Source organism: Pirellula sp. SH-Sr6A (assembly GCF_001610875.1).
GTDB lineage: Bacteria > Planctomycetota > Planctomycetia > Pirellulales > Pirellulaceae > JBKCUI01.
Map to the genome: position 1 here is coordinate 2,853,180 of NZ_CP011272.1, position 21,987 is coordinate 2,875,166.

General features: G+C 54.2%; 18 protein-coding genes. 8 read left to right on the forward strand and 10 right to left on the reverse strand.

From position 1 onward, the window contains the following. Window positions 1-13: 13 nt before the first annotated feature. From rph to VN12_RS11230, 4 genes are all read right to left on the reverse strand, one after another. On the reverse strand, window positions 14-727 hold the full coding sequence (gene rph, locus VN12_RS11215) for a ribonuclease PH (RefSeq protein ID WP_146676907.1): 714 nt from the start codon (window positions 725-727) through the stop codon (window positions 14-16). 152 nt (window positions 728-879) lie between these two features. Then, window positions 880-1,299: a hypothetical protein gene (locus VN12_RS11220; protein ID WP_146676909.1), complete on the reverse strand. Its 420-nt coding sequence runs from the start codon at window positions 1,297-1,299 to the stop codon at window positions 880-882. Beyond that, a complete protein-coding gene (locus VN12_RS11225) occupies window positions 1,299-2,405 on the reverse strand; it encodes a DUF1559 domain-containing protein (RefSeq protein ID WP_168164338.1) in 1,107 nt (368 codons plus the stop codon). Before VN12_RS11225 ends, VN12_RS11220 begins: the two co-directional genes overlap by 1 nt. A gap of 307 nt (window positions 2,406-2,712) precedes the next feature. Further along, window positions 2,713-4,047, reverse strand: a complete 1,335-nt coding sequence (locus VN12_RS11230; protein ID WP_146676911.1) for a Gfo/Idh/MocA family protein — start codon at window positions 4,045-4,047, stop codon at window positions 2,713-2,715. Window positions 4,048-4,260: 213 nt separating this feature from the next. On the opposite strand from VN12_RS11230, the gene VN12_RS11235 reads away from it, so the two are divergent. After that, a complete protein-coding gene (locus VN12_RS11235) occupies window positions 4,261-4,704 on the forward strand; it encodes a hypothetical protein (protein WP_146676913.1) in 444 nt (147 codons plus the stop codon). Beyond that, complete coding sequence (locus tag VN12_RS11240; protein WP_146676915.1) at window positions 4,688-5,776, forward strand: RluA family pseudouridine synthase; 1,089 nt, start codon at window positions 4,688-4,690, stop codon at window positions 5,774-5,776. Before VN12_RS11235 ends, VN12_RS11240 begins: the two co-directional genes overlap by 17 nt. 115 nt (window positions 5,777-5,891) lie before the next feature. On the opposite strand, the gene VN12_RS11245 is transcribed toward VN12_RS11240, so the two are convergent. Further along, on the reverse strand, window positions 5,892-6,578 hold the full coding sequence (locus VN12_RS11245; protein WP_146676917.1) for a DUF533 domain-containing protein: 687 nt from the start codon (window positions 6,576-6,578) through the stop codon (window positions 5,892-5,894). An 81-nt stretch (window positions 6,579-6,659) separates the two neighbouring features. Next, window positions 6,660-7,745, reverse strand: a complete 1,086-nt coding sequence (locus tag VN12_RS11250; protein ID WP_146676918.1) for a DUF1559 domain-containing protein — start codon at window positions 7,743-7,745, stop codon at window positions 6,660-6,662. Window positions 7,746-8,405: 660 nt separating this feature from the next. Here VN12_RS11250 and VN12_RS11255 point away from each other — a divergent pair. Further along, on the forward strand, window positions 8,406-9,785 hold the full coding sequence (locus VN12_RS11255; protein ID WP_168164339.1) for a beta strand repeat-containing protein: 1,380 nt from the start codon (window positions 8,406-8,408) through the stop codon (window positions 9,783-9,785). A 125-nt stretch (window positions 9,786-9,910) separates the two neighbouring features. Here the strand turns inward: VN12_RS11255 and VN12_RS11260 are convergent, their stop codons facing one another. Together VN12_RS11260 and VN12_RS11265 are read right to left on the reverse strand one after the other, a co-directional pair. Next, complete coding sequence (locus tag VN12_RS11260; protein WP_146676922.1) at window positions 9,911-12,880, reverse strand: hsp70 family protein; 2,970 nt, start codon at window positions 12,878-12,880, stop codon at window positions 9,911-9,913. Then, window positions 12,877-13,302 (reverse strand): cytidine deaminase, encoded by a 426-nt coding sequence (locus tag VN12_RS11265; protein ID WP_146676924.1) that lies wholly within the window; start codon window positions 13,300-13,302, stop codon window positions 12,877-12,879. Before VN12_RS11265 ends, VN12_RS11260 begins: the two co-directional genes overlap by 4 nt. A gap of 169 nt (window positions 13,303-13,471) precedes the next feature. Here VN12_RS11265 and VN12_RS11270 point away from each other — a divergent pair, with 169 nt between their 5' ends. Next, entirely contained in the window at window positions 13,472-14,188 is a 717-nt protein-coding gene (locus VN12_RS11270; protein WP_146676925.1) for a DUF1080 domain-containing protein, read from the forward strand. A gap of 15 nt (window positions 14,189-14,203) precedes the next feature. Here the strand turns inward: VN12_RS11270 and VN12_RS11275 are convergent, their stop codons facing one another. After that, a complete protein-coding gene (locus tag VN12_RS11275) occupies window positions 14,204-16,150 on the reverse strand; it encodes a hypothetical protein (protein WP_146676926.1) in 1,947 nt (648 codons plus the stop codon). Window positions 16,151-16,253: 103 nt separating this feature from the next. Here VN12_RS11275 and VN12_RS11280 point away from each other — a divergent pair, with 103 nt between their 5' ends. The 4 genes from VN12_RS11280 to VN12_RS11295 are packed head-to-tail and all read left to right on the forward strand — an operon-like array spanning window position 16,254 to window position 20,565. Further along, window positions 16,254-17,225, forward strand: a complete 972-nt coding sequence (locus tag VN12_RS11280) for an AAA family ATPase (protein WP_146676928.1) — start codon at window positions 16,254-16,256, stop codon at window positions 17,223-17,225. Beyond that, window positions 17,222-17,737: an HD domain-containing protein gene (locus VN12_RS11285; protein ID WP_146676930.1), complete on the forward strand. Its 516-nt coding sequence runs from the start codon at window positions 17,222-17,224 to the stop codon at window positions 17,735-17,737. The genes VN12_RS11280 and VN12_RS11285 overlap by 4 nt, the downstream gene beginning before the upstream one ends. A 13-nt stretch (window positions 17,738-17,750) precedes the next feature. Further along, a complete protein-coding gene (modA, locus tag VN12_RS11290) occupies window positions 17,751-19,007 on the forward strand; it encodes a molybdate ABC transporter substrate-binding protein (protein WP_168164340.1) in 1,257 nt (418 codons plus the stop codon). A gap of 49 nt (window positions 19,008-19,056) precedes the next feature. Beyond that, the gene (locus tag VN12_RS11295) at window positions 19,057-20,565 is read left to right on the forward strand and encodes a hypothetical protein (protein ID WP_146676933.1); all 1,509 of its coding nucleotides are present in this window, start codon (window positions 19,057-19,059) and stop codon (window positions 20,563-20,565) included. On the opposite strand, the gene VN12_RS11300 is transcribed toward VN12_RS11295, so the two are convergent. Beyond that, window positions 20,562-21,986: a UDP-glucose 6-dehydrogenase gene (locus VN12_RS11300; protein ID WP_146676934.1), complete on the reverse strand. Its 1,425-nt coding sequence runs from the start codon at window positions 21,984-21,986 to the stop codon at window positions 20,562-20,564. The genes VN12_RS11295 and VN12_RS11300 overlap by 4 nt on opposite strands. Between the last annotated feature and the right edge of the window lies 1 nt (window position 21,987).

A 21,987-nucleotide genomic window follows, 5' to 3' on the forward strand; every position in this document is an offset into this window, starting at 1 on the left:
TATCGACAGGGCATCAATCGAATCGCCAACCGCTGCCGAGCGCCTCTTTTTGGACCTTCGTCAAAGACTGAATTCCTTGCTTGGCCAACGACAAGAGCGAACCCAGCTCAGCGTCGTCGAATGTCGCTTCTTCTCCAGTTCCTTGTATTTCGATAAACCGTCCGGAGCCAGTCATGACGACGTTCATATCGACATCGGCGATGACGTCCTTTGCGTAATCCAAATCGAGAGCCGGAACACCGTGCACTATTCCTACGCTGATCGCAGCGACGCTGCTTCGCAATGGATATTGTTCACGAGGTACATCCGCGAAAACGGAGTTGACGGCATCGACGAGCGCAATGAAGCCACCGGTGATAGCAGCGGTTCGGGTCCCACCATCGGCTTGCAGGACGTCGCAATCGATCGTCAATGATCGTTCACCTAGCTTCTGCAAATCCGCGACTGCGCGAAACGACCGACCGATCAATCGTTGGATTTCGGTGGTTCGACCATCCACTTTACCTGCCCGTTCACGAGACTTTCTCGGTGAAGTACTGCCAGGTAGCATGTTGTATTCGGCTGTGATCCATCCCTTGCCTTTTCCCACCATCCAATCGGGAACTCTTTCTTCGAGCGAAGCCGTGCAGAGTACGACCGTGTCGCCGCAACGGTAAAGGACGCTTCCAGGTGTTTTGTTGGTGAAATGACGCTGGACGGCTACCGGGCGGAGTACTTGTTGTGACATCGTTAGGCTGTTTTCGAACCGAGGCTTGTTGAATCCCGAGTTCATAAGCTTAGCGACTCCATGCTTTCGCGGTACCGCTGATTCGCAAACAAAAAACGGCACGAAGCAGGGAGCGTTCGTACCGTTTGTAGGGATTTATGGAATCGACAACCTTAGAAGTCCGCGGTGGGAATGTGCCGCACATTCTGTCCGGCCGATTCGGGAATCACGACATCCTTAGCAACTTTTTCTCCCGGTGCGATCTCCATCTCCATCTCGACCGCATTGAAGATTTGTTTGCCGCTGTAGAAGTTAGGAATCTGAACTCCGTCGTATCCGTTGACCCGGACCTTGTACTTACCCGGAAGCAATCCGCTCTCGGGGGTTTCTTCGGAATTGAACTTCCCGTCCTTCACCATATACATACGTAACTCACCATTCGATATCGATACATCGGGTGTAAAGCTGATATCGCCCGCGGGGATAGGCTCCCCCTTGAAGGTGATCGTCCCGGAAATTTCCGTAAGCGCAGGTTTGCCGGGCCCGCAGCCAAGCAAACCGATCAAGAAGAACAAAGCGATAAGTCGGCTCATTACTGCTCCCAATCCGATCCGAGTACATTTCCATCCGAAGGCGTGCAAGCCAGGTTGAATGTGGTGACATTGATATTGGCTGCAATCATTCGAACACTTCCATCCGCCAAGCTAGCCGTCATGACTCCATTGTGCATCGCTTGAGGCCGACGCCAATCGCATCCGGTTTCGGTCGTACCATTTTGGATTCCGCCAGGATTCGGAACGCCGTTGAATGGATTTCGGAAGGTTGGGTCGGTACGAGGTCCTGGACCTGCTGCGAAGTTAGCAGGATTCCGAAGGGTCGCATTGATTACGGGGCAGTCCCACCAGGTATATCCCGCGTTGACTTCTGTGGCGGAACCATTGTTGAGGGTCAAGTCGGCCGCCGCGGGTGCACCGTCGATCCATGGAGAAAACGTGGCGTGCCGACCTCCTCGTGCCCAGATACTAAAGGTGAACGAGCCCGTACCCAAGTTCGGAGTTTGCCCGGCTCGTGGAAAGTCGTGCCCATAGCACGCGGCCTGACGCTCCACCGTAAGGATGGTGTTGCTCAGCCCATCGGATATCGTCGAGAACTTTCCAGCAAGGCGTGTGGGATGCCCTCGCTCGAATCCAGCGCTGCATGCTTGGGCGTTGATCGCGTACGTTGTACCACCGTAAGGAACTCCACCCACGCTCGTCCGAGTCGTATGCGAGGTCAAGGCACGTCCAGCGAAACCAGCCGCGCTCAGGGTACTATCGTCAGGACAAGCGAACGAGGGGACTTTCCCTGTTCGAACTTCAAAGCTAATTCCGTTGGCATTGCTATAGAGCGCATTCTGTTCGATGTACGGCAGAAGCTGGAAGTGCGCGGACCCGAGCGCTGTTGGGCGCTGACCGGATGCTCCGGTCGTCGCGCCCGCAACAAACGTCCAGGCTGGCAGAGCCTTGTAGGCGCTTTCAAAGTTGTGACAGGCCAAAGCAATTTGCTTGACGTTGTTCGCACACTGCATGCGCCGTGCTGCAGCGCGCGCAGATTGGACTGCAGGTAACAACAACCCGACCAGAATTCCAATGATTGCAATGACGACGAGCAGCTCCACCAAGGTGAATGCTCGACGCAATTTGCTTCGCGAAAGACTCATAAACGAAACCCTTGTAAAATTGCAGGGACGGCTCAGAAAGAACCACCTAAGATCCATTACCAGAATCAGAATAGCGGCCTAAGATCCACAACACAAACCAAGGTTGCTTATTTTTGCTAATTTACACCAACACACACACGACCCCATAAATGGCACATTGTGCGCCTCTAAACACCATTACGTCAAAAAACATCCAATTAGGCAAGAGTGATGGAATGGAGACGAATGATTCGTGTGCATCAAATAAAAAACGGGAGGCCGAAGCCTCCCGTTGAGTCGAAGTGGGATGGGTATGTTGGCGCGTCGCTTAGCCGACGACGGGGATCTCGAAACCTTTGCGTTGGACTCGAGCTTGCATGGAGGCGGCGAGCTCATCACCTTCGATCTTCTCAGTCGCCGGATTCCATTTGATCACGCGATTCAGGCGGCCGGCGATGGCGGACAAGTGGCACATGTTCATCGTTTGAAGGTGCGAGTAAACGTCCGACACCGGCAGTCCCCCTTCGCGGATACAGGTATAGAAGTTCTGTTTGTGGCCTTCAAACTTCTTGCTCTTGTAGAGATCGACCAAGTCTTCTGGGGTAAACGCGTCCTTGTCCCAATTCTCTTCGATGGGCTGTCCTTCGATTTTCTCCCGGTTGACGAAGATACGTCCTTTGGAGCCTTCGATGAGAAGCCCGTTTCGGCCTCGGCTGGTCACCACGATCTCCAAACCGTTCGGCATCTTGTGGATGATATTGAAGTCGTGGGAGGTGTTGTATTGGTTGTCGACTGTCGGGTTACCATCTTTGAATTCCACCGGATGCTTGGCATCGCGGCCGTCGATTTCGACGGGCCCAGAACCTTGCTCGGTGAGCTTGGCTGCCCACAGAGCAATATCGATGTGGTGGGCTCCCCAGTCGGTGAATTTGCCTCCGGAGTATTCATACCACCAGCGGAACTCGTAGTGGCATCGTTTTTCGATGTAGTCCACTTTCGGAGCTTGCCCGAGCCACATGTCCCAATCCAGTTGGGCGGGTGGTGTCCCCTTTTCAAACGGACCGCCCGTGGGGCTGCCGTTGATGCCGCACGTGATCCGCGTCAGATCACCCAGCAGACCTTTTTGTGCCATGTTGACGGCGCGAAGAAATCGATCTTTATCCGAGCGTTGCTGTGTTCCGACGACGAAGACCAACTTCGGATTGGCTTTGCAAGCAGCGCGGATGAGTAGGTTTTCTTGCAGAGTGAGCGTCAAAGGCTTTTGACAGAAGACATGTTTACCCGCTTGAAGCGCTTCGATAGCGATCTTCGTGTGCCAATGGTCCGGTGTAACGATGCTGACTACTTCGATGTCTTTGCGATCAAGGAGCTTCCGATAGTCCTTGTAAGCATCCGCCTTGCCTTTGCCGATCTTATCATCGTTGCGTGCGCGATCCATGTGATTGGAATCGACATCGCAAACCGCGACGATGTCACCGAAGTTCGCATGCCCGCGTGCATCCCCGGTTCCCATGCTACCGACCCCGATACATCCGATTTTAAAACGGTCGTTGGGGGAGGCATACGTCGCATTGGCAGCGGTGTGAAAGTAGGGGACTGCAGCCACGCCTGCACTCGCAGCGGCGGCTTTCTGAATAAAGGAACGGCGAGACGATTGTGACATGGAGGACTCTCCGACAGGAAGCATAGAACAGGACATTACAAGAATTGTCATTTTGGCCGGGAAACCCACCAAAGGGAAGAGGTAAGGGTAATTAGACCGCAATTCCTCCCCCGATCAGCCCTGCCAACTTTCAAACGATTTCTGATCGCTTGCGATAGCCAGTCTCGCGGTCCTCTGTCAAACTATCCGTTTTCAACGAATAAGGACTTCGCAATGACTAACGCTGGCAGTGAAAACAACCGCTTGGAAGGCTTGATCCAGGCGATCAATAACGACGATCAAGTCGCGGTCGATCAGTGGATCCGCAGCGAGCGATTCACTCTCGTCGCGCTCGCCTCCGAAGAGGACGATGAAGATGCTCTCTCGGCATTGGTCGTAGAGACCGAAGAGTTCCCAGCCGTCGTCGCCTTCATGGATAGCGAAGCGGCTCAATTGTTTGTTGATTCGATCGCCGATCAAATTGAAGGGGAGTCGGTCGACTTGTTCGAGGTCGACGGCGAGTCCTTGCTCCGCCCGATGTCCGAAGAATTCGGTTTATTGATCAATCCTGAATCCGATGAAGCGGTTATGGTCGAACCGGGCTTGCTTCATTCCGAATCCGGATGCGATGAGGAGTGCGACGGCACAGAGGAAGAAGAAGATGGTTCTGCCTCTTGATGAGATTGAGTTTCCGCAGGATGGTTCCGAACAGGATCCCTCCCTGCCGCTAGCTCCCTCGAATACCGACCCGCTCCCCCCTCGGCGCGATGTCCTTCTCGAAGTTTGCGAAGAGCATTCGGGAAAGCGCATCGACTTGTTCATGACCCTCAAACTGGATGGGTACAGCCGCGTCTTTCTCCGCCGTTTGATTACGGAAGAACAAGTCTCGGTGGACGGTCGGCCCGTGAAGCCTGCGTTCAAGGTATTCGCGGGACAGAAGGTTGCCATCGATCTGCTTCCTCCCCCCCCGACCGATGGACCGATCGCAGAAGACATCCCCCTCGACATTCTCTACGAAGACGAAGGGATGGTGATCATCAATAAACCGGCGGGTATGGTGGTACATCCAGCGAAGGGGCATTGGTCAGGCACTCTCACGGCCGCGCTCGCACACCACTTTCAACAGCTTAGCGATGCGGGAGGTGCGACGCGTCCCGGGATCGTTCACCGCCTGGACCGCGATACGAGCGGCGTTATTGCGATTGCGAAGACCAACGAAGTTCACTTCAAGCTCAGTGCCCAGTTCGAAGCTCGTGATGTGACAAAGACATACATGGCGATCGTGTCGGGTTCGCTGGATCGGGATCGCGATTGGATTCATCAGCCGATTGGTCATCATCCCTATCATCGAGAAAAGATGGCGATTCGTTCCGGGCATCCATCGAGCCGTGACGCTTCGACGTTTTTTGAGGTCAAGGAGCGATTCCGCGGTTACGCATTGCTGGAGGTTCAACCGAAAACGGGGCGAACGCATCAGATCCGACTGCACTTGGCCCATATTGGCTGTCCTGTCTTGTGCGATCGCCTCTACGGAGGCCATGCACAGGTAACCCGAGGTCAGCTGCTTCGCCGCGTCGCCCAAGGACTTCCAGCCCGTCCTGGGGATGACACCATCGAGATGGAACGGCAAGCGCTTCATGCGTACCAACTGGAATTTGCGCATCCTAAGACAGGGGAGCCGATGCGATTTAACGCCCCCCTTCCGCCTGATTTTGAAAGCGTATTAAAGGTCCTCCGCGAAGGCCAATAAACCCACTTCGCGCACCGGGTACGTGCGGTTGAAGGAAAACGAACGGACTCAGTGGTTCGCCTTGCTGCACCCTCGGGAAAATAGTTGGTTGCTGAGGGTGATCAAGAACTTTCGATCAGGTCGGATCGTGCAGGACTTGCTCAATCTCCATCACCATGCGTGGCGTGAGTTGAAGAGCGCCTGCCAATTCATCGAGGAATGCTTGCTCGGCTTCGTTTTGGTGATCGACAATCAAATGCGAGACGATGTAGGCGGCGACCGCGTCGGCGGGCTGCTCCGTGATGGAGGCAATGCTGTAGACATTGCGAGGTGTTTTCAGCTCACATCGAAGCCAAGTGCGGGCGGATTCGGGGAGTTGCAACCGCGCTGAATTATCTTCAATCTGCACTAGCTCGGTGGAATCGATCTCTCCATCCGCATTCGCCGCAGCGATCATCGCCCGAAGCAAGACCAGAGCCCGAACGTCGTTTGGAATCGTTGAAATCGATTCGTCCGCATGCACCGCGTCGTCAGGCATTTCTCGTTCCACGGAGCGAAACCTAAGAGCGAGAGATGGCCGCTGAAGAGCGGCGCGAACTATCGAATCAAGGTGCTGAAATGAGCCAATGCAGGCAGGGGCTTTCGCAATCCGCTCCCCCAAAGAGGTTCCCGAGACAATACTGCTCAATGCTGCGACAGGGGAGGTTGCGTCCGCTTGAAGGCACTCGAGCAGTTGCCGATTCAACAAGGTGAAATGGTCGAGGGTCATGACGGAGTTCGAGAAGGATTCATTAAGAAACCACTGAGTAAATGGTCGCAACATGCGTCCATCGAGGGTGTGGGATAACAAAAAAGGCCGCCTGGTGAGGCAGCCTTTCTTTGGTTCTGTTTGCTGTCGATCCGACTAATCGTTCAAATTGACCACTTCGCCGCCAGCTCGGCTTCCAAAGGCTTGCCACGCACCAAAATCCACGGAATCGGACTGAAACGCAACCGATCCGTCCGCACGGCAAACATTCACTCCACCCGTGTGGTAGCTCGATGAAGCCATGTGTTGCTGGGAGCCTGCAAACCCGCCAACAACCGCGTCATTCGCGCAGTTGTATCGTTGCTGAGCAACATTCTGAACTCGCTTGTTCCAGTTGGGAGGGAGTGAGTGGGTGTAGGTCGTATTGTTCGGAAGGAAGATGTAGTACTTCAAGCCGGTGTCGCGGTGGACGTTACTTGAGCTGGCACCTGGCATGCATTCTGGTACCGTCCTGCCGTCCACCAGCTGCAATCCCGTATACGCGGCTGTGCCGCGAAATGCTGTAGTGTTATTATTCACCCCGACACTCGTGCTTCTCATAACCTCTGCAAAGAGCGAAGTGTTGCTGGTTCCGTCGCTGATCTCTCCAAAGGTCGGACCTCTCATTACCTGGTTGGTTGGCCTGCTCTTAGAAAAAACGCCGTCCAACGACACACCATTAAAGGTCGCTCCGCCGTAGAGGTTTGCCCCGCCCATACAACCGTGGTAATTGAGGCGGCCGAAATTGTTAATCCGCTCCGCCGAACCGTCTGACGGACAAAGGAAGCTCGGGACTTCCGTGACTCTGGCAGCAGCATTCGCGTTAGGCTTGTCAACAATCGTTGGGAAGATTGGAATATCGGTCTCGACGTTGTAATCCATGTCGAAGAGCGAATAAGCCGCTGTTTGTTCGAAATAAGGCAAAAGCGCTACTTGAAGACTCGCAGCCGATGAACGTGCAACAGGGCCAGCACTGCTAGGAAAAACCTTTGAGTGAATCACTGGCGGGAAGTACTTGAGTGCGCTTTCATGATTCAATGCAGCGAGACCAAACTGCTTGAGGTTATTTTGGCACTGCATCCGTCGCGCTGCCTCCCGTGCCGCCTGAACTGCGGGAAGAAGCAAACCAACCAGAATCCCGATGATTGCAATGACCACTAGCAACTCAACGAGAGTGAAACCACGACTTCTGCGGACAACCATTTTTGAAAAACCCTTCGAATCTACTGACGAAGATGTGTACGTCACACCTGGATTGTATCTGCTACATGTCGGAAGCGAAAGAAAATTGCGGCGATACTTTAGACAATCGCTTCAACCATTCCTATTAAGCGCAATCCGCATCTCCCGGTACGCAAAAAAACTTACGAAAAGAGGCGAAATTCGACCGCAACACCGTTAGACGGGACTTACGCACCGTGAAAACGTCATAACTTTGCCCAAAATTGAACATTTCAGCCTCAGGTTGGATGGGCAATATTTCGGAATAGAGACGTTAAAAACGACCGGATCGTCTCAGGGCTCGAAACGTTAGAATCGCAGTTATCTAATGGCGACCCAATCTTCGGGAAAACATCATTCCCCTAGGAGTAATAGGAACTTTGCGGAATGCGCGATTTGGAGCGAAAAACCTTTGCAAATCTTTCACAACGGTTTAAACTCAGGCCCTAGTATCTAACAACCTTGAAGAATTCTGAGGTGGGCAACATGAGATTGGCGAGATTCTTAGTAGCCAGCATAGCTACGCTTGCAGTAGGCAGTTTCGGGAATTTTGCGATCGGCCAGACGTGGGAAGGGGATTCGACCCTTGACGCACCACTTTTCTACTACTGGTCCGATGGCAGTAACTGGTTGCTTGATACGGTGCCTACTAGTTCAAGCACAGCGTTGTTTGTGAACAATGGTGCCAACTCGAAGAATATCGATTTCGCGGGTGGAGCAAACATCGCCAACGGTGTTCGTTTCGCAGCCGGTTCGAGCGCTTATACGTTCCGTCCATTCTCAGGCGTTGGGCTGCAATTGCAGGGATCCAACTCGTTCCTCGAAAATCTCGGTGGAAATAATCAGCAAATCAACGCCGGCGTTACCTTTTCCGGCGCGGGGTCGAAGACCATTTCTGCAACGTCAACTGGCGGTCTTCAATTCGGTGGGAGTGTGAGCAACACCGCTGCATCGGCCCTAACTATTTCGAAGTCTGGTACTGGTGCAATCGCCTTCACGGGATCTTTAACAAGCAACGCGGGCTTGGCCATCACAAATTCGAACGCGACCGGGAATGTCACGATCGGAAACGCAACGGTTTCGGGATCGACAGTTTCGGTAGGCGGAACTGGGGCTACTTCGTTCACTGGCACTCTCACAAACGCCGCAGGGGTGCTGACGCTCACCAAGGCAGGCACAGGGACGCTTTCGACGAGCGGAATTTCGAGCGCTGCGGGTGTATCGATTTCGAACTCTGGAACGGGGGTTACTACCATAGGTAGCATTTCCAATACATCAGGAAATGTCGCGATTTCGAACTCCGCTGCTGCTACGCTGAACGTCGGAGCCATTACAGGTGGCGGAAATTTGCAGATCACAAATTCGGATGCGACAGGCGTTGTTCGTCTCAACAACAACGTGGGCGCATCGACGGTGTCGTTTTCAGGCGGAGGTCGTGTGGAAGTCGCTTCCGGGGTAACCGTCAATGGATCCACCGCCGTCTCGGGAGCCGGATCCTCGCTGACTGGTCTCGGTTCGTTTGGTAACTCCGTTGTGATCCAAAACGGTGGAACATTGAGCCCGGGTGTATCCGGTGCCGGTTCGCTTGCATTCAACGGCGGTCTCGCATTTGACTCCGGCTCGACTTTTTCGTGGGACTTGGTCAACACGACAACCGGTTTCGATACGGTAGCTGTTTCCGGTGGATCGGGGCTCTCGATCAACAGTGGAGCAACCTCGGTCCTCAACATCTCCAATGCGATCGACGCATCCTTTTGGAACACCAACCAAAGCTGGAATGTTTTCACCGGAACCTTTGCCGCTCCAGGCAGCGTCTTCGGCAACATCACTTTGGCAGGTGCAGCACCCGATGTTACAAAGGGCTTCTTCACCTGGAGTTCCAGTACCAACGGTGTGACGCTGAATTTCACCGCAGTTCCTGAGCCTTCGTCGATGGCATTGCTCGGATTGGCTGGGGTCATCGGGGGTGCTTATGCACGCCGCCGCAACAAGCTGGCCAAGCGTTTGACGGCGGCGTGCTAGTCCGCACGCGGCCGCAAGCCGATTTCCTTTAACGCATCTTCAAACAGCACGAACGGTCCTTCTTGGACCGTTTTTTTATTTCGTCCGCTTGAATCGCGCTCCAACGAATCTTCGGTCTTTTCAATCTACGACTGCGTGGTTCCGGCGAGGGAGAATCCGAGGGGAAGGCTTTCGCCGACAATGGCATCGAGATCTTGATCGCTCGCGCTCACTTCCTCGATTCGCTGCCAATGCTTCTCCGGCATCGCTAAGGCTTTCATCTCCATCAGGATCTGCTGCCGCAGGCTATGGCTGATATCACGGCGTCGATCACCCGTTCGCTGCGCACATTGCATCAAGCACAAGGAGTAGGCCGCGCGAACCGATTCACTCTTTACGATCGAGCTGGACACTAGCTTCTTTAACAAACTCTCCAGCTTCTCGGCCCGCGCCAACTGATCCCAACCGCCGTACAACGGAACGCGAGTCCCCAATCGACCCACCGTCCAAAGAATCGCAGTCGCAAGCGGCTCCAATCGTTTTTTTGATAGCGAACCAATCAGCGTTTCCAACAACGATTCCTTGTCCTGACTCGACAACAGCTCCAGCGATCCGAGCAATCGAAGCAACTCCATCGCCACGTTGTTCCCGAGAGGTAAACCTCCTCCGCCTGAGAGTGTTGGCTTAAGCTTTGACCAAACATCCTGATACAAAGCTGTTTGCTGGCCGCTCGTAAATCCACCCGAGATACGACGCCACAGCACGATCGCTTCGGACTGGACCGCTGCATTTCGGTGCACCAATTTGTTATGCACCGCTCTCCACGTCGACTGAACGCGCCAACTATCGGCGGGAACGCCAAGGCCCGGCCTCAGGGACCAGCCAAGAACATTGAGCCATCGGGTTTCATGCTCCGGAGATCGATTTCGATACTCGCTATTTTCCATCAGCACGCGCCATATCTCGCGCAGGACTGCAGGCTCCCAGTCGCGACGATTCAAGCCGACTTCTTCGCTCAATGCCTCCCAAGCCTCCTTGGGAGGCGTTATCGACTCGGGGCCGAACACACGTGTCCCGCCCTGTGTTGCCTTGCGAAGCACTGCGATATCGACCGCTTTTTGCAATCTGTTTCGAAGCCCCGTTGATTCGCCTCGTGTGTCGCACTCCAGTCGCCATGCTAAGGGCAGAGCATGCGTTTCAGGCGTGGCCTCGGAATACTCATGCTCGTCGGATCGCTGATCGACCCGTAACTGAATGGCCAGAGTACCGATCTCGCTCAATTCGGATTCGAGCAACACAGGGAGCATTCGTTGCTGATTCCTCCGTGGCAACTCGAGCACCGTTTGGATCGGAGCGGTTGGGACCATCTGGTTCGGATCGATCTCGACCACATCACCTGGACGATCCAGAAGACGCGTCGTGCTGACGAACATGGGAAACTGAACGGGTTGCCCGACTGAAAGCATCAAGGGATGCTGATCCAACAAAAAGCGTTCTCCCGTTTGAGCTTGAGCGGGCATGATGCACATAGCCCGAGGAGGGTCGGATTCGATTTGCAAGTAGTAGGTCTTCGCCAACCTAGCGTCGATTCGGACTCCCTCGCCGCGGCGTACCTGCCCGTAATAGGCAGCGCCCTGCGATACCGCGAGATCCAATCGATTTCCAGACAACTCACGAGGTCTCCAACCATCCTGTGCCCCGAACCACCGCGCAATCTGGTCCAAGACCGCCGACTTGATCGCAGGGGATTCGAGCACACCACCATTGAACAAGATCCAGTCGGGGCGCGCTGCGATAGGATCGGTCATGGTTTCGTGAGTCTCAGAGCGGCCCGCCCATCGGTGATCCCAAAGAAAAGCTGCTAGGTGGCGCAACACATTGGGGTCAGCGGCGTAGGGAAGTCCGAATTCTTGAAAACCAGAGTCGACCGAGCTGGGACGATCGTGCAAATCAACGAATCCGAAGAAGCCATCCACCAGTAAATTTTTTGCTTCGGAGAGTGTCATCACCACCGATCGCGCCGACTCAATGAGCTTGGTTCCGCTTCCTGGGATACTAAGTCGATACTCCTGGGGCGGATCCAATCCCAGCAAACACTCTTTCGCACCTCGGCATTGGAGCTTCAACGCATCCCATTGCCGGGGTTTGAGGCTTTCCCCTCCCGGTGAATCTTGAATCCACTGCGCCTCTGCCCAGCGCGCAAGTGCCAAGTCGAGGTTGTCTCCACCGAGCATGAGGTGCTCGCCAACGGCAACTCGGTGCAAGCCAAAGTTCTTCTCCAGCTTCTCTGAGACAGATTGGCTCTGATCGCGTTGGTCGATGGTTGTGGCAGCAACCGAGCTTCGATCGACGACACGGATCAACGTGAAATCGGTTGTGCCTCCACCAATATCGCACACCAAGATAGTCTGACCGGGTGTAATGCGTTCCATCCAGTCTTGTTCGTGCCGTCCCAACCACGCGTAAAACGCCGCTTGCGGTTCTTCGATGAGCACCAGCTGCTTCAACCCCGCTTGCTCAGCTGCAAGAATCGTCAATCGCCGCGCCAGTTCGTCAAAGGAGGCTGGTAGGGTAACAATCGTCTCCTGCTCCTGCATCGGCGCATCAGGATGTTCGCGATCCCAGCAACGCCGAATATGTTCCAAATAGCGACGGCTCGCTTCCACGGGAGAGAGCTTTTCGACATCCTCGTCGGCTCCCCATGGCAGAAGGTCGCTTTGCCTATCCACCATGGGATTGCAAAGCCAACTTTTGGCGGAGGCAATCGCTCTACCCGGCATTTCCAGCCCTCGGTCGCGCGCGAACGTTCCGACGATTCCCGTATGACTGGAGCCGCCAAATTGAAATCGAGAATCGACCCCCGATCTTTCGGCTGACTGAAGTTCGTAATGAAATGACGGGAGAGTCTCTCGATGTTGTCGAGTCCCGGAGTCGATCATCTGCTCGACGCGAAAGGACTGGACCAGAGGAGGACCGTCGTTCGATTGCAATAGACTCGTATCGATGTACGAGACGGCACAGTTGGTCGTTCCCAAATCAATGCCGATAACATAACGGCTCCGTTTCGCTTCGAACGCTTGATCGAGCGACTCCGACGTAGATAAGTTAGAGGTCATGATGGAGTGTTGCGAGGATCCAAAGTCATTCCATCCGGCAACAGATCCGAGAGGATGACTGGGCCGATCAGACGGGGATCTTCGAGTAGAAAACCTGTCCAAACTCGCATCTTTGGTGCGAACTCATGGCAAAACTGCCTGCAAACGCCGCAGAGTGAAACACGTTGGGGGGATAGAACGACCATGCTCTCCCAATCGAATTCACCTTGCAAAATCGCTTGAGAACCGGCGACCCGCTCGGCGCAGAGAGTGACTGAGTAGGAGGCGTTCTCGATATTGCATCCGGCAAAGATTCGTCCGCTCGATGTACGAATGGCAGCGCCGACCGAAAATTGACTATACGGGTTGTAAGCCCTGGTCGCCGCATCACGGGCAGCAGCCATCAATTCGATCAGTTCTAGCGGAGCATCCGCATGGGACATGGAGTTGGGTTCCTTGTTTGGTTCTCGAGGGCTTGTATTGTAAAGTTCAACTGGCCGTTGTCATCCTTGCGCAGGAAGCGAGCGGCGTATTTCGCGGTAGATATAATGAAGCATCCTACCCGGTACCTAAGTCGCTCCGTCCTCTCCTGTTCTCCAATCGAGTCTCGCCATGGTTTTCTCGCCTAGGTCACACCTGCGTATTGTGTTGCAGTTCGCACTCCCAGCCCTTTTCTTTTTGTTTTCCGATCGGGGCTATTCGGATGAACCGACCAAAAGCCCGTTCCTTTCCGACTCCATGGAGCGATGGCAAGCGTTCGATGGCAAGCCAGCGCCTGCTGCTTGGGAATGCCAATCAGGTGAGATTCACCTCCAACGAGGAGCGGAGATACCTCGCGGTGGCAATTTGCTCACGAAGGAAGAGTTTGACGACTTCGAACTGAGCTTTGACTTCAAAGTAGCCAAGTCTGGCAATAGCGGCATCAAGTATCGAGTGCGGAATTACGGAGGCAGGTGGCTTGGTTTCGAATACCAGATTTACGACGATCACCATGCCAAAAAGGTAGAACCCAAGAACAGTACGGGAGCTATTTACGATCTCTACGAACCCAACAGTGAAAAGCTGCTTCATCCCGCTGGCGAATGGAATGCAGCAAAGATCGTCGCGCAAGGCCCAAAGCTGGAACACTGGCTCAATGGGAAGAAGATCGTTTCTGCTACGATCGGAGATTCCGATTGGGATCGTCGTTACCAGGCGAGCAAGTTCAATGATGCCGATGGATTCGGAAAGACCTTTCGTGGCAAGCTGATGCTAACGGATCACGGGAGCGAGGTTTGGATGCGCAACATCCAGTTCCAGATTCTCGAGCCCCCTCCAGCAAAGCCGTAACGTCGAAATTCTCGTCTATGCTTGACGAATAAAGTGGGCCGCATAACTGCGAACTTCTTGACCGTTGAGAACATGGACGGTTCGCAACTGGGCGACCATTGCGTCGCTGAATTGCGACAGCGGGACATGCACGAGCGATTTACCGAATTGCTTGGCGATTCGCCGCCACGAAGCAGTCGGTGCAATGGGTGACAGGAGAGCGATTTGCTTTGCCTCCGAATGTTTGCATGCCGCTGCGATCAGCCTTTCTTCCAGCGTATCAGCGAATTGCAGATCCCGATCCTTCCAAATGTCCGGTATCGGTTTCGGAGGAAACAGAAACATCGCCCCCCCGTACGTCGCGACCGCGATGCCTGGACCAAGGATCTCGCGAGAGAAGTCGGTCGCATAGAATGCGAGAGTTGATTCCCAAGCAAACTCGGCAAACCAAGTCGTCTGCCACGAATAGACCTTCGGGTCGGGGTTAGGATCGAAGATGAAGACGCACGCGTCCAGTGTTCCCACACTGGGTGGCTGAACCTTCACATAGAGCTGACCATCGTACCAGTGACGCAATGTTTCGCGGATGTCGATACCATCCATCAAGCTCGTTGTGAATTTTTCACTCCGTGCCAAGTCCGCTCCAATCAGTGCGCGAGCCCGTTCGATCACTCGCGTTCGGAAGCTCTCGATTTTCGCATCGTCGGGTAGCCAAGAGCATTGTTTGTATGGATTCCACTGGAGTCGCCACTGCCGGGACTCGTCTTTGAGCGGACGGCGATTGAGCTGAAGGGTTCGCCACTCGCCAAGGTGCTGCCCTAATCGGCTGATGGCGGGGACAACCTCTCCATCGGGCAATCGCAATTGATGAATCCCCATCTGGACCGAGGACCACGGCAAAGGTTCTTGGAACGCATAGTTGCGGAGGGTTTCCGCAACGTGAATTGCGAACTGGTCACCGCAGGTTTGTTTCGCAGCCAAAACCAACGTGTACATGTCTGGGGTGAGCCGCCGATCGAGCAATGTCAAATTGCGGATGTACTTCAAGCACTGCGAAAGCAGGAGGGGCGAAATGCGCCGAGCCCGTTGGCCAAAATCTGCCAAATAGGAAGCTCGCGCCGAAAGGAGCAAACGTTTCACTCCGTCGATGGCAGCAGCATGCGGGTCGTCGGAAAGTTCGTAACGCGACTGCTCGTAGACTGCTGTGATGTAAGGGAGTTCTCCGAGAAGAAACACTAAGGTCGATTCCTCTACGGAATGATTGACCGCTGGCTCGTCATGAAAATCCCCATCGGCCACCCATGGGGTAGCTAGCTGTCGTTGGTAGGCTTCACGTAGCCAAGGCCAATGCCCCACCGAGCAGAGCATCACGATCTTCTTGTAGTGCTGGCGGAGAGAAAGCAGCTTGGAGGCCATCGATTCGATCCTCGCCAAGACTTGCTCGGACTGAGGACGCGGAACGGTAGTTAAGATCGCCGCGTTGTAGGTATCCAGAGGCACTTCCTTCAGCGCAAATCCATCGGGGACTAGGAATTCCTCGTCGCCTGTAAAAACGTCCGTTTCGAGATCCACGAATCGAATGGGGATGCGTTCCCCCATCGCATATCGAATCGCAGCAATGACGCTTTGACTCGGGTCGATCGGCACGTAGCTATACGGCAGGGACTCGCCCGAGAAGGGAGCGAGTTCCGAGTCTTCTTCGTCCTGGTCGCCATCGGGGTCTTCCGACTCTCCGGAATCGAGCCAAGCTTGCTCCGCCTCCCAACGCGAACTGGCCGCTGGGGCTTGTGCGACCAAGGAAATCGTTGGGAGCTGCTCCACTCCGGCGAGCACCGACTCGCGAAACGAGGGTGGAAGCGGGACGGCCAAGCAATCGACTTGATGCTGAAGCAGCCATTCCTCCACGGCTCGAGCGTTGGCGCCGCTGCGATGCACGACGGGCAGCAGGGTCACTTTATCATCCAAACGAAAGCTATCGCTCAATTGGGGATACTCCGTGGTCGAATCTGGTACAATCCTTTTGCATGCGAATCCCGTCCCGTTCTTCTCTACTTTCCGTGGCCAGTCCGAAATCCAATCGACCGTTATGCAGGATAAAATTCAAATCGATGGCGTCAGCCTTACGCTCAGCAATCCGATTACAAACGAATTGCAATGGATCGGTCAAGGAGAGGTATTGCGGCAATTACTGGCCTGTTGGCTCGTTGTCGATGACAAAGATCTCCCTCTCGCACCTCGTTTAGTCGGCCCGCCTGGCATCGGCAAAACCGCCTTGGCGATGGCTGCTGCGAAAGCGAGAAATCAATCTCTGTACATTTACCAGTGTACCGCAGACACGCGACCAGAAGACCTGCTCATCACCCCAATCTTAGGGAGCGATGGAAAAATTGCTTATCATGCGTCTCCCTTGGTCACCGCGATGATCAAGGGAGGAGTCTGCATTCTGGACGAAGGGAATCGGATGAATGAAAAGTCGTGGGCATCTCTCGCTCCACTCCTGGACCATCGTCGATATATCGAGTCGATTGTGGCTGGGGTCTCGATTCAAGCCCACCGCGATTTCCGATGCGCGGTAACCATGAATCAAGATGACTCGACTTATGAGATTCCCGACTACATCATGAGTCGGCTTCAACCATCGCTCGCGGTCGGTTTCCCGAACCGGGACGATGAGCTGGCAATTTTGAAGTATCATCTCCCCTTCGCTGCGGAAGAACTTCTAACGCTGACGATCGACTTCTTGCAGCAATCGCATTCCTTGCAATTGGACTATTCCGCGCGCGATGGTATCCAACTACTCCGGTACGCGATGAAACTATTAGCGCAAGACCCAACTCACCCGGTCGCCAAGGATCAAGTCTGGCGGCAGGCATTGGTCTCCTGTCTTGGAGAGGATGCGTTGGATTTGCAGTCGGCTCGAGAGCGGAAGTCGCGTTCTCTGGGTGCGAATACTCTACCGCACGGTTTGGGAGACTTCTTCCTCGACCCAGACGATCCGATGCACCCGGACTTCGATGACGACTCCTTGGATGACGACTCCTTGGACGATGATCGATGAGCTTGGAAAAACCGCCTTCATCCGATCTGGAGAGCCCCCTGGAGAGGGCGATCGAGCTCGCGACCCGATTCCATCGTGGTCAGCGAGACAAGCAGGGGAATGATTACATTCAACACCCGCTCCGCATGATGATGATGAGTGAGGATCCTCGGGTTCAACAGGCGGCCGTACTGCACGACGTCTTGGAAGACACGGCCGCCACACTGCAGGACTTGATCGAGGCTGGCGTCGACCTGGAAGCGTGCGAAGCAGTTCAACTCTTGACGCATCAACGCGAGATGTCTTACGCCGACTATATTGTCCTGCTTCAACGCAACCCGATTGCGAGAGCCGCAAAATTGCTGGATTTGCAAGACAACTACCGCCTCGATCGAGTTGCCTATCGGGAAGGGTACGAACACGAGGATCGAGCGAGAATCGAGAAGTACATTCTCACATACCAATTTCTAACAGACCGATTGGATGAGGAAACGTATCGCCGTCGAATGGCATTGCTGGTTTCTTCACAGTGAGTTGAGATCGCGGATGGCCAAAGTATTCATTGCGTTAGCGCTTTCTCTATTTGCAGCCGTTGGCATCGTGATTTCGCTTGTTCGATCGGCTCCACCTTGCAGTGATTCACGATTGGGGGAAAGCCGCGAGGGTGAGAGGGAGGTGCAACTTTATGTTGCGTCCAGTAACCGCGCGGTGCTTGAAGAGATCTGCCAACTCTATGAGGCGAAGACAGGGAATCGTGTTGTGATGCATTTTGGTGCATCCCAAACTCTTTTGGCGCAGTTGGAAATCGCGCGCACTGGCGCATTGTTCCTTCCTGCGGACGACAGTTACCTGCGAATTGCAACCCAGAAGGGGTTGGTGGACGAGGTCTTTCCAATCGCCACCATGCGCATCGGTCTTGCAGTGAGAAAAGGAAATCCAAAAGGCGTCACCGGATGGAGTTCACTTCTCCAGCCAAAAATTCGATTGGTTCAGGCCAATCCGGACACGGCGGCAGTCGGTCAACAAACGCGACAGATGCTGCAGAGAGCGAACCTTTGGCGTGATCTTGAATCGGCAACATTGGCTTTTCGATCGAACGTGAATGAAGTCGCGAATGATGTTCGATTAGGGGTCGCGGACGTAGGAATTGTTTGCGATGCGATGGTTCGGTGGAAAGAGAGCGGCATGATTGAGCTCATCGACGTGACTGCATGCTCACGGAGTTTTCGTCGTGAGCACGTTTCATTTCGTATCGAATCGGGGTGTTATGGCGTACTGATGGGACCGACAGGGGTCGGGAAGACAACTGTCCTAGAAGCCCTTTGCGGCTTGAAGCCGATCGCGGCGGGACAGATTTGGATCGGTTCCAAAGAGATGACCGATGTAGCCGTCGCGGATCGCCAACTGGGGCATGTGCCCCAAGATTTGGCACTGTTCCCGACCATGACCGTTGAGCAACAACTCGCATTTCCCCTGCGAGTGAAGCCTTGGAGTCAAGAGAGGATTCGTAAACGGGTTCCCGAAATAGCCGAGAAACTTGGAATCGCTTCCCTCCTGCATCACTATCCACAAGCTCTTAGCGGAGGGGAATCCCAGCGGGTCGCTTGGGGACGAGCCCTCGCGTTTCACCCTGAAGTCCTGTTGCTGGATGAACCGCTCCGTTCCCTAGACGAAGCGACTCGCCTTGAATTACAGGCATTGCTGAAAGAGATCCATCTTCAATCAGGAATGACCGTTCTTCATGTCACCCACAGCGACGAAGAAGCAGCGACACTCGCCGATGTACGGATTCATTTTTCCTAGACGATTTATCTAACCCCCGCTTTGATCGTTTGATGGGACGAGGTGGCCAATGAGCAACAGCTCCGATATGGACGGTGATTCCTCTGCATTCCAATCCACGAGCAACGACTCCCGGAATTCTGTTCTGGGGGATATCGGTATGTGCGCAGCTGCTGGGGGGATGGGCTGGGGGATCCGAGGGCAATACGGACACGAGACGGGTGCAATGATTGCGGGAGTCCTTGTGGGACTAGCGATATTGCTTCGCTTCACACCCAACGCTCGATCTCTTTCAGGTGCGCGCGCTGCAGCGATGTTCGCGGTTGCCATCGGGGTAGGAGGTTCGATGACGTATGGTCAAACGACTGGACTGACACACGACCCTAAACTGGTAGGGAATTGGGGTGCGCTGCTCTGGGGGATGCTTGGCCTTGGGATCAAAGGCGGACTTTGGATTGGAATCGCGGCAACTTTTTTGGGCGCTGGATTAAGCGGAGTTCACTATCGCTGGTGGGAATGGGTTTTTGTACTCGCGCTGCTCTACGGTGCGCAGTGGATAGGAGTTGTGGTTATCAATTGCCCGTTCGATCCTGAAAACCATCGGCTCCCGTGGATCTACTTTTCGAGCGACTGGCGGTGGTCCCCCGATCACGAATGGAAGCCCCGTCCTGAGGTTTGGGGAGGCATTCTATTCTGCTATAGCACTCTTTTGTTCTATCTCGGTTGGTTTCGCGTTGACCGTCTCGCTCTGAAGCTCGGGTTATGGGGCGCATTGGGGGGCGCTGTCGGCTTCCCAGCCGGGCAGTCCCTCCAAGCGTTTTATGGATGGAACCGGGAGTGGTTCCACACGCTAGCTTGGACTGCAAAGATCAATTGGTGGAACATGATGGAGATTGCATTCGGCGCGATCATGGCGGCAACGTTAGCGATCGGACTTTACCTGCATCGCAATGAGATTCGTCCGAGAGCAAACCCGGTTGACGAAGCGATGGGACGAGGGGCTTGGGAGTACAGCCTTCTATCGCTACATGCGATTCTCCTTGCGTTGGCCGAGTTCACGTCCGGTATGCCCATTCTCAGCCATCTCTACGATGACGGCCTCTCCCTCCTTTTCCTGCCCATCGTCCTGATATGCCGCGGGTTCGCAGCTCCCTACTTTATATTGTTACCGATCGTCTTGATTCCTATCGCCGGCAAAACGATCCGCCAATTGGGATACCTAGAACCTCAGGTTCCGCTGATTCTCGCGTGGATCATTTACGGGGCTTTGCCGATTTGCCTCATGACAGCAATCGCTTGGTACTCGTCACGCAACGCCGAAAGAGAACGAGCCAGCAAATTTGCGTCGAGAGCATTGCTCACAGCGACTTGGGTTTACTTTGGGCTAAATTTTGGATTCTTTCGCTACCCTTTACCTTGGGAGGAGTGGACGGCTCGCACCCCCAGTAATCTCATTTTTATGTTTTGCGCGTTGGTATTAACCGCGGGATGTCTAAGAGATGTTTTCAAAGACGGGAAAACAAAATGCAGCGAAACCGAGCTCTCTCAGGGTGAATCAATTCAGAGCAGCCGCGACTAAGCCATATCGGGCGATCTGCCGATGCTATGCACTTCGAATCCAAGTTGCACCAAGCTCGTACGATCCACGATGTTTCGTCCGTCGAAGACGAACGCTGGGCGGTGCATCGATCGTAGTACTTTGGCCGCGTCTAGGGTTTTGAACTCATCCCATTCGGTTAGTACCGTCAGTGCGTGCGCTTTGTCCGCCGCTTCGTAGAGTGTTTCGCACACGGTTACATTGCGTTCGATCAGTTCGCGATGGAGATCGGAAAGTCCACCGAGCGAGTTCTCAAATGCCTTGTACAAGTCGTGCCGAATTTGCTCTTCGCTCACTTGAGGATCATAGATCGCCAATTGAGCGCGTTCCTCGAGCAAGTCGCGACAGACGTAAATTGCGGCCGATTCACGTGTGTCGTTGGTGTCTTTTTTAAACGCGAAACCTAGGATCGCGATGCGCTTATTGGATACGGAGTTGAACATCGTGCGGACAATTCGCTCGGAAAAGCGACGCTTTTGGTAGTCGTTCATCGTCACGACTTGCTCCCAATACTTCGCGACTTCACGCAATCCGAAATGCTCACATAGGTAAACCAGGTTCAAAATATCCTTTTGGAAGCAGGAGCCCCCAAACCCAACAGATGCCTTCAAAAACTTGGGGCCAATTCGAGAGTCGGTACCGATTGCTCGAGACACCTCATCCACATCGGCACCTGTCGCTTCACACAGAGCGGAAATGGCATTGATCGAAGAGACGCGTTGAGCGAGAAATGCGTTCGCCGTAAGTTTGGAAAGCTCGCTACTCCAAAGATTGGTGGTTAAGATTTTTTCACGTGCTACCCACCGACCGTAGATCGACGCGAGCCTTTCGATGGCGGCGGGCGATTCGCCACCGATGAGAACTCGATCGGGGTTGAGCAAGTCTTGAACTGCGGTTCCTTCCGCGAGAAACTCCGGATTGCTGAGCACATCGAAGGTGGCTCCGCTGACGGAATTCTGCAGGATTCGTTTGATGGCTTCGGCGGTTCGAACAGGGAGTGTCGATTTCTCCACGACGACCTTATGGCCCGTCGAATGTTCTGCGATAGTCCGCGCGCACTTTTCAACAAACTCCAAATTGGCCGCGCGCCCAGCTCCCACGCCGAAGGATTTGGTCGGTGTATTGACGGCCATAAAGATGATGTTCGATTCCTGGATCGCTTGCTCGACGTTCGTCGAGAAGCGAAGGTTTCGGCCTCGCGCCTCTCTCACAATCGAATCCAGTCCCGGCTCGTACACCGGTAAATCATCGGAGTTCCATTTTTGGACACGAGCAGAGTTCAAGTCTACGACATGAACGGGTATATCGGGACATTGCTTGGCGATCATCGCCATCGTGGGTCCGCCTACATACCCTGCACCGATGCAACAGATTCGTGGTGGTTCAGTGAAATGCGATGCCATG

Coding starts and splice junctions, on each gene's coding strand:
- VN12_RS11240 (WP_146676915.1), top strand. CDS start 4,688: ATGGTTCTGCCTCTTGATGAGATTGAGTTTCCGCAGGATGGTTCCGAA.
- VN12_RS11265 (WP_146676924.1), bottom strand. CDS start 13,302: ATGTCCCATGCGGATGCTCCGCTAGAACTGATCGAATTGATGGCTGCT.
- VN12_RS11285 (WP_146676930.1), top strand. CDS start 17,222: ATGAGCTTGGAAAAACCGCCTTCATCCGATCTGGAGAGCCCCCTGGAG.
- modA (WP_168164340.1), top strand. CDS start 17,751: ATGGCCAAAGTATTCATTGCGTTAGCGCTTTCTCTATTTGCAGCCGTT.
- VN12_RS11260 (WP_146676922.1), bottom strand. CDS start 12,880: ATGACCTCTAACTTATCTACGTCGGAGTCGCTCGATCAAGCGTTCGAA.
- VN12_RS11250 (WP_146676918.1), bottom strand. CDS start 7,745: ATGGTTGTCCGCAGAAGTCGTGGTTTCACTCTCGTTGAGTTGCTAGTG.
- VN12_RS11220 (WP_146676909.1), bottom strand. CDS start 1,299: ATGAGCCGACTTATCGCTTTGTTCTTCTTGATCGGTTTGCTTGGCTGC.
- VN12_RS11295 (WP_146676933.1), top strand. CDS start 19,057: ATGAGCAACAGCTCCGATATGGACGGTGATTCCTCTGCATTCCAATCC.
- VN12_RS11230 (WP_146676911.1), bottom strand. CDS start 4,047: ATGTCACAATCGTCTCGCCGTTCCTTTATTCAGAAAGCCGCCGCTGCG.
- VN12_RS11225 (WP_168164338.1), bottom strand. CDS start 2,405: ATGAGTCTTTCGCGAAGCAAATTGCGTCGAGCATTCACCTTGGTGGAG.
- VN12_RS11280 (WP_146676928.1), top strand. CDS start 16,254: ATGCAGGATAAAATTCAAATCGATGGCGTCAGCCTTACGCTCAGCAAT.
- rph (WP_146676907.1), bottom strand. CDS start 727: ATGTCACAACAAGTACTCCGCCCGGTAGCCGTCCAGCGTCATTTCACC.
- VN12_RS11235 (WP_146676913.1), top strand. CDS start 4,261: ATGACTAACGCTGGCAGTGAAAACAACCGCTTGGAAGGCTTGATCCAG.
- VN12_RS11245 (WP_146676917.1), bottom strand. CDS start 6,578: ATGTTGCGACCATTTACTCAGTGGTTTCTTAATGAATCCTTCTCGAAC.
- VN12_RS11300 (WP_146676934.1), bottom strand. CDS start 21,986: ATGGCATCGCATTTCACTGAACCACCACGAATCTGTTGCATCGGTGCA.
- VN12_RS11270 (WP_146676925.1), top strand. CDS start 13,472: ATGGTTTTCTCGCCTAGGTCACACCTGCGTATTGTGTTGCAGTTCGCA.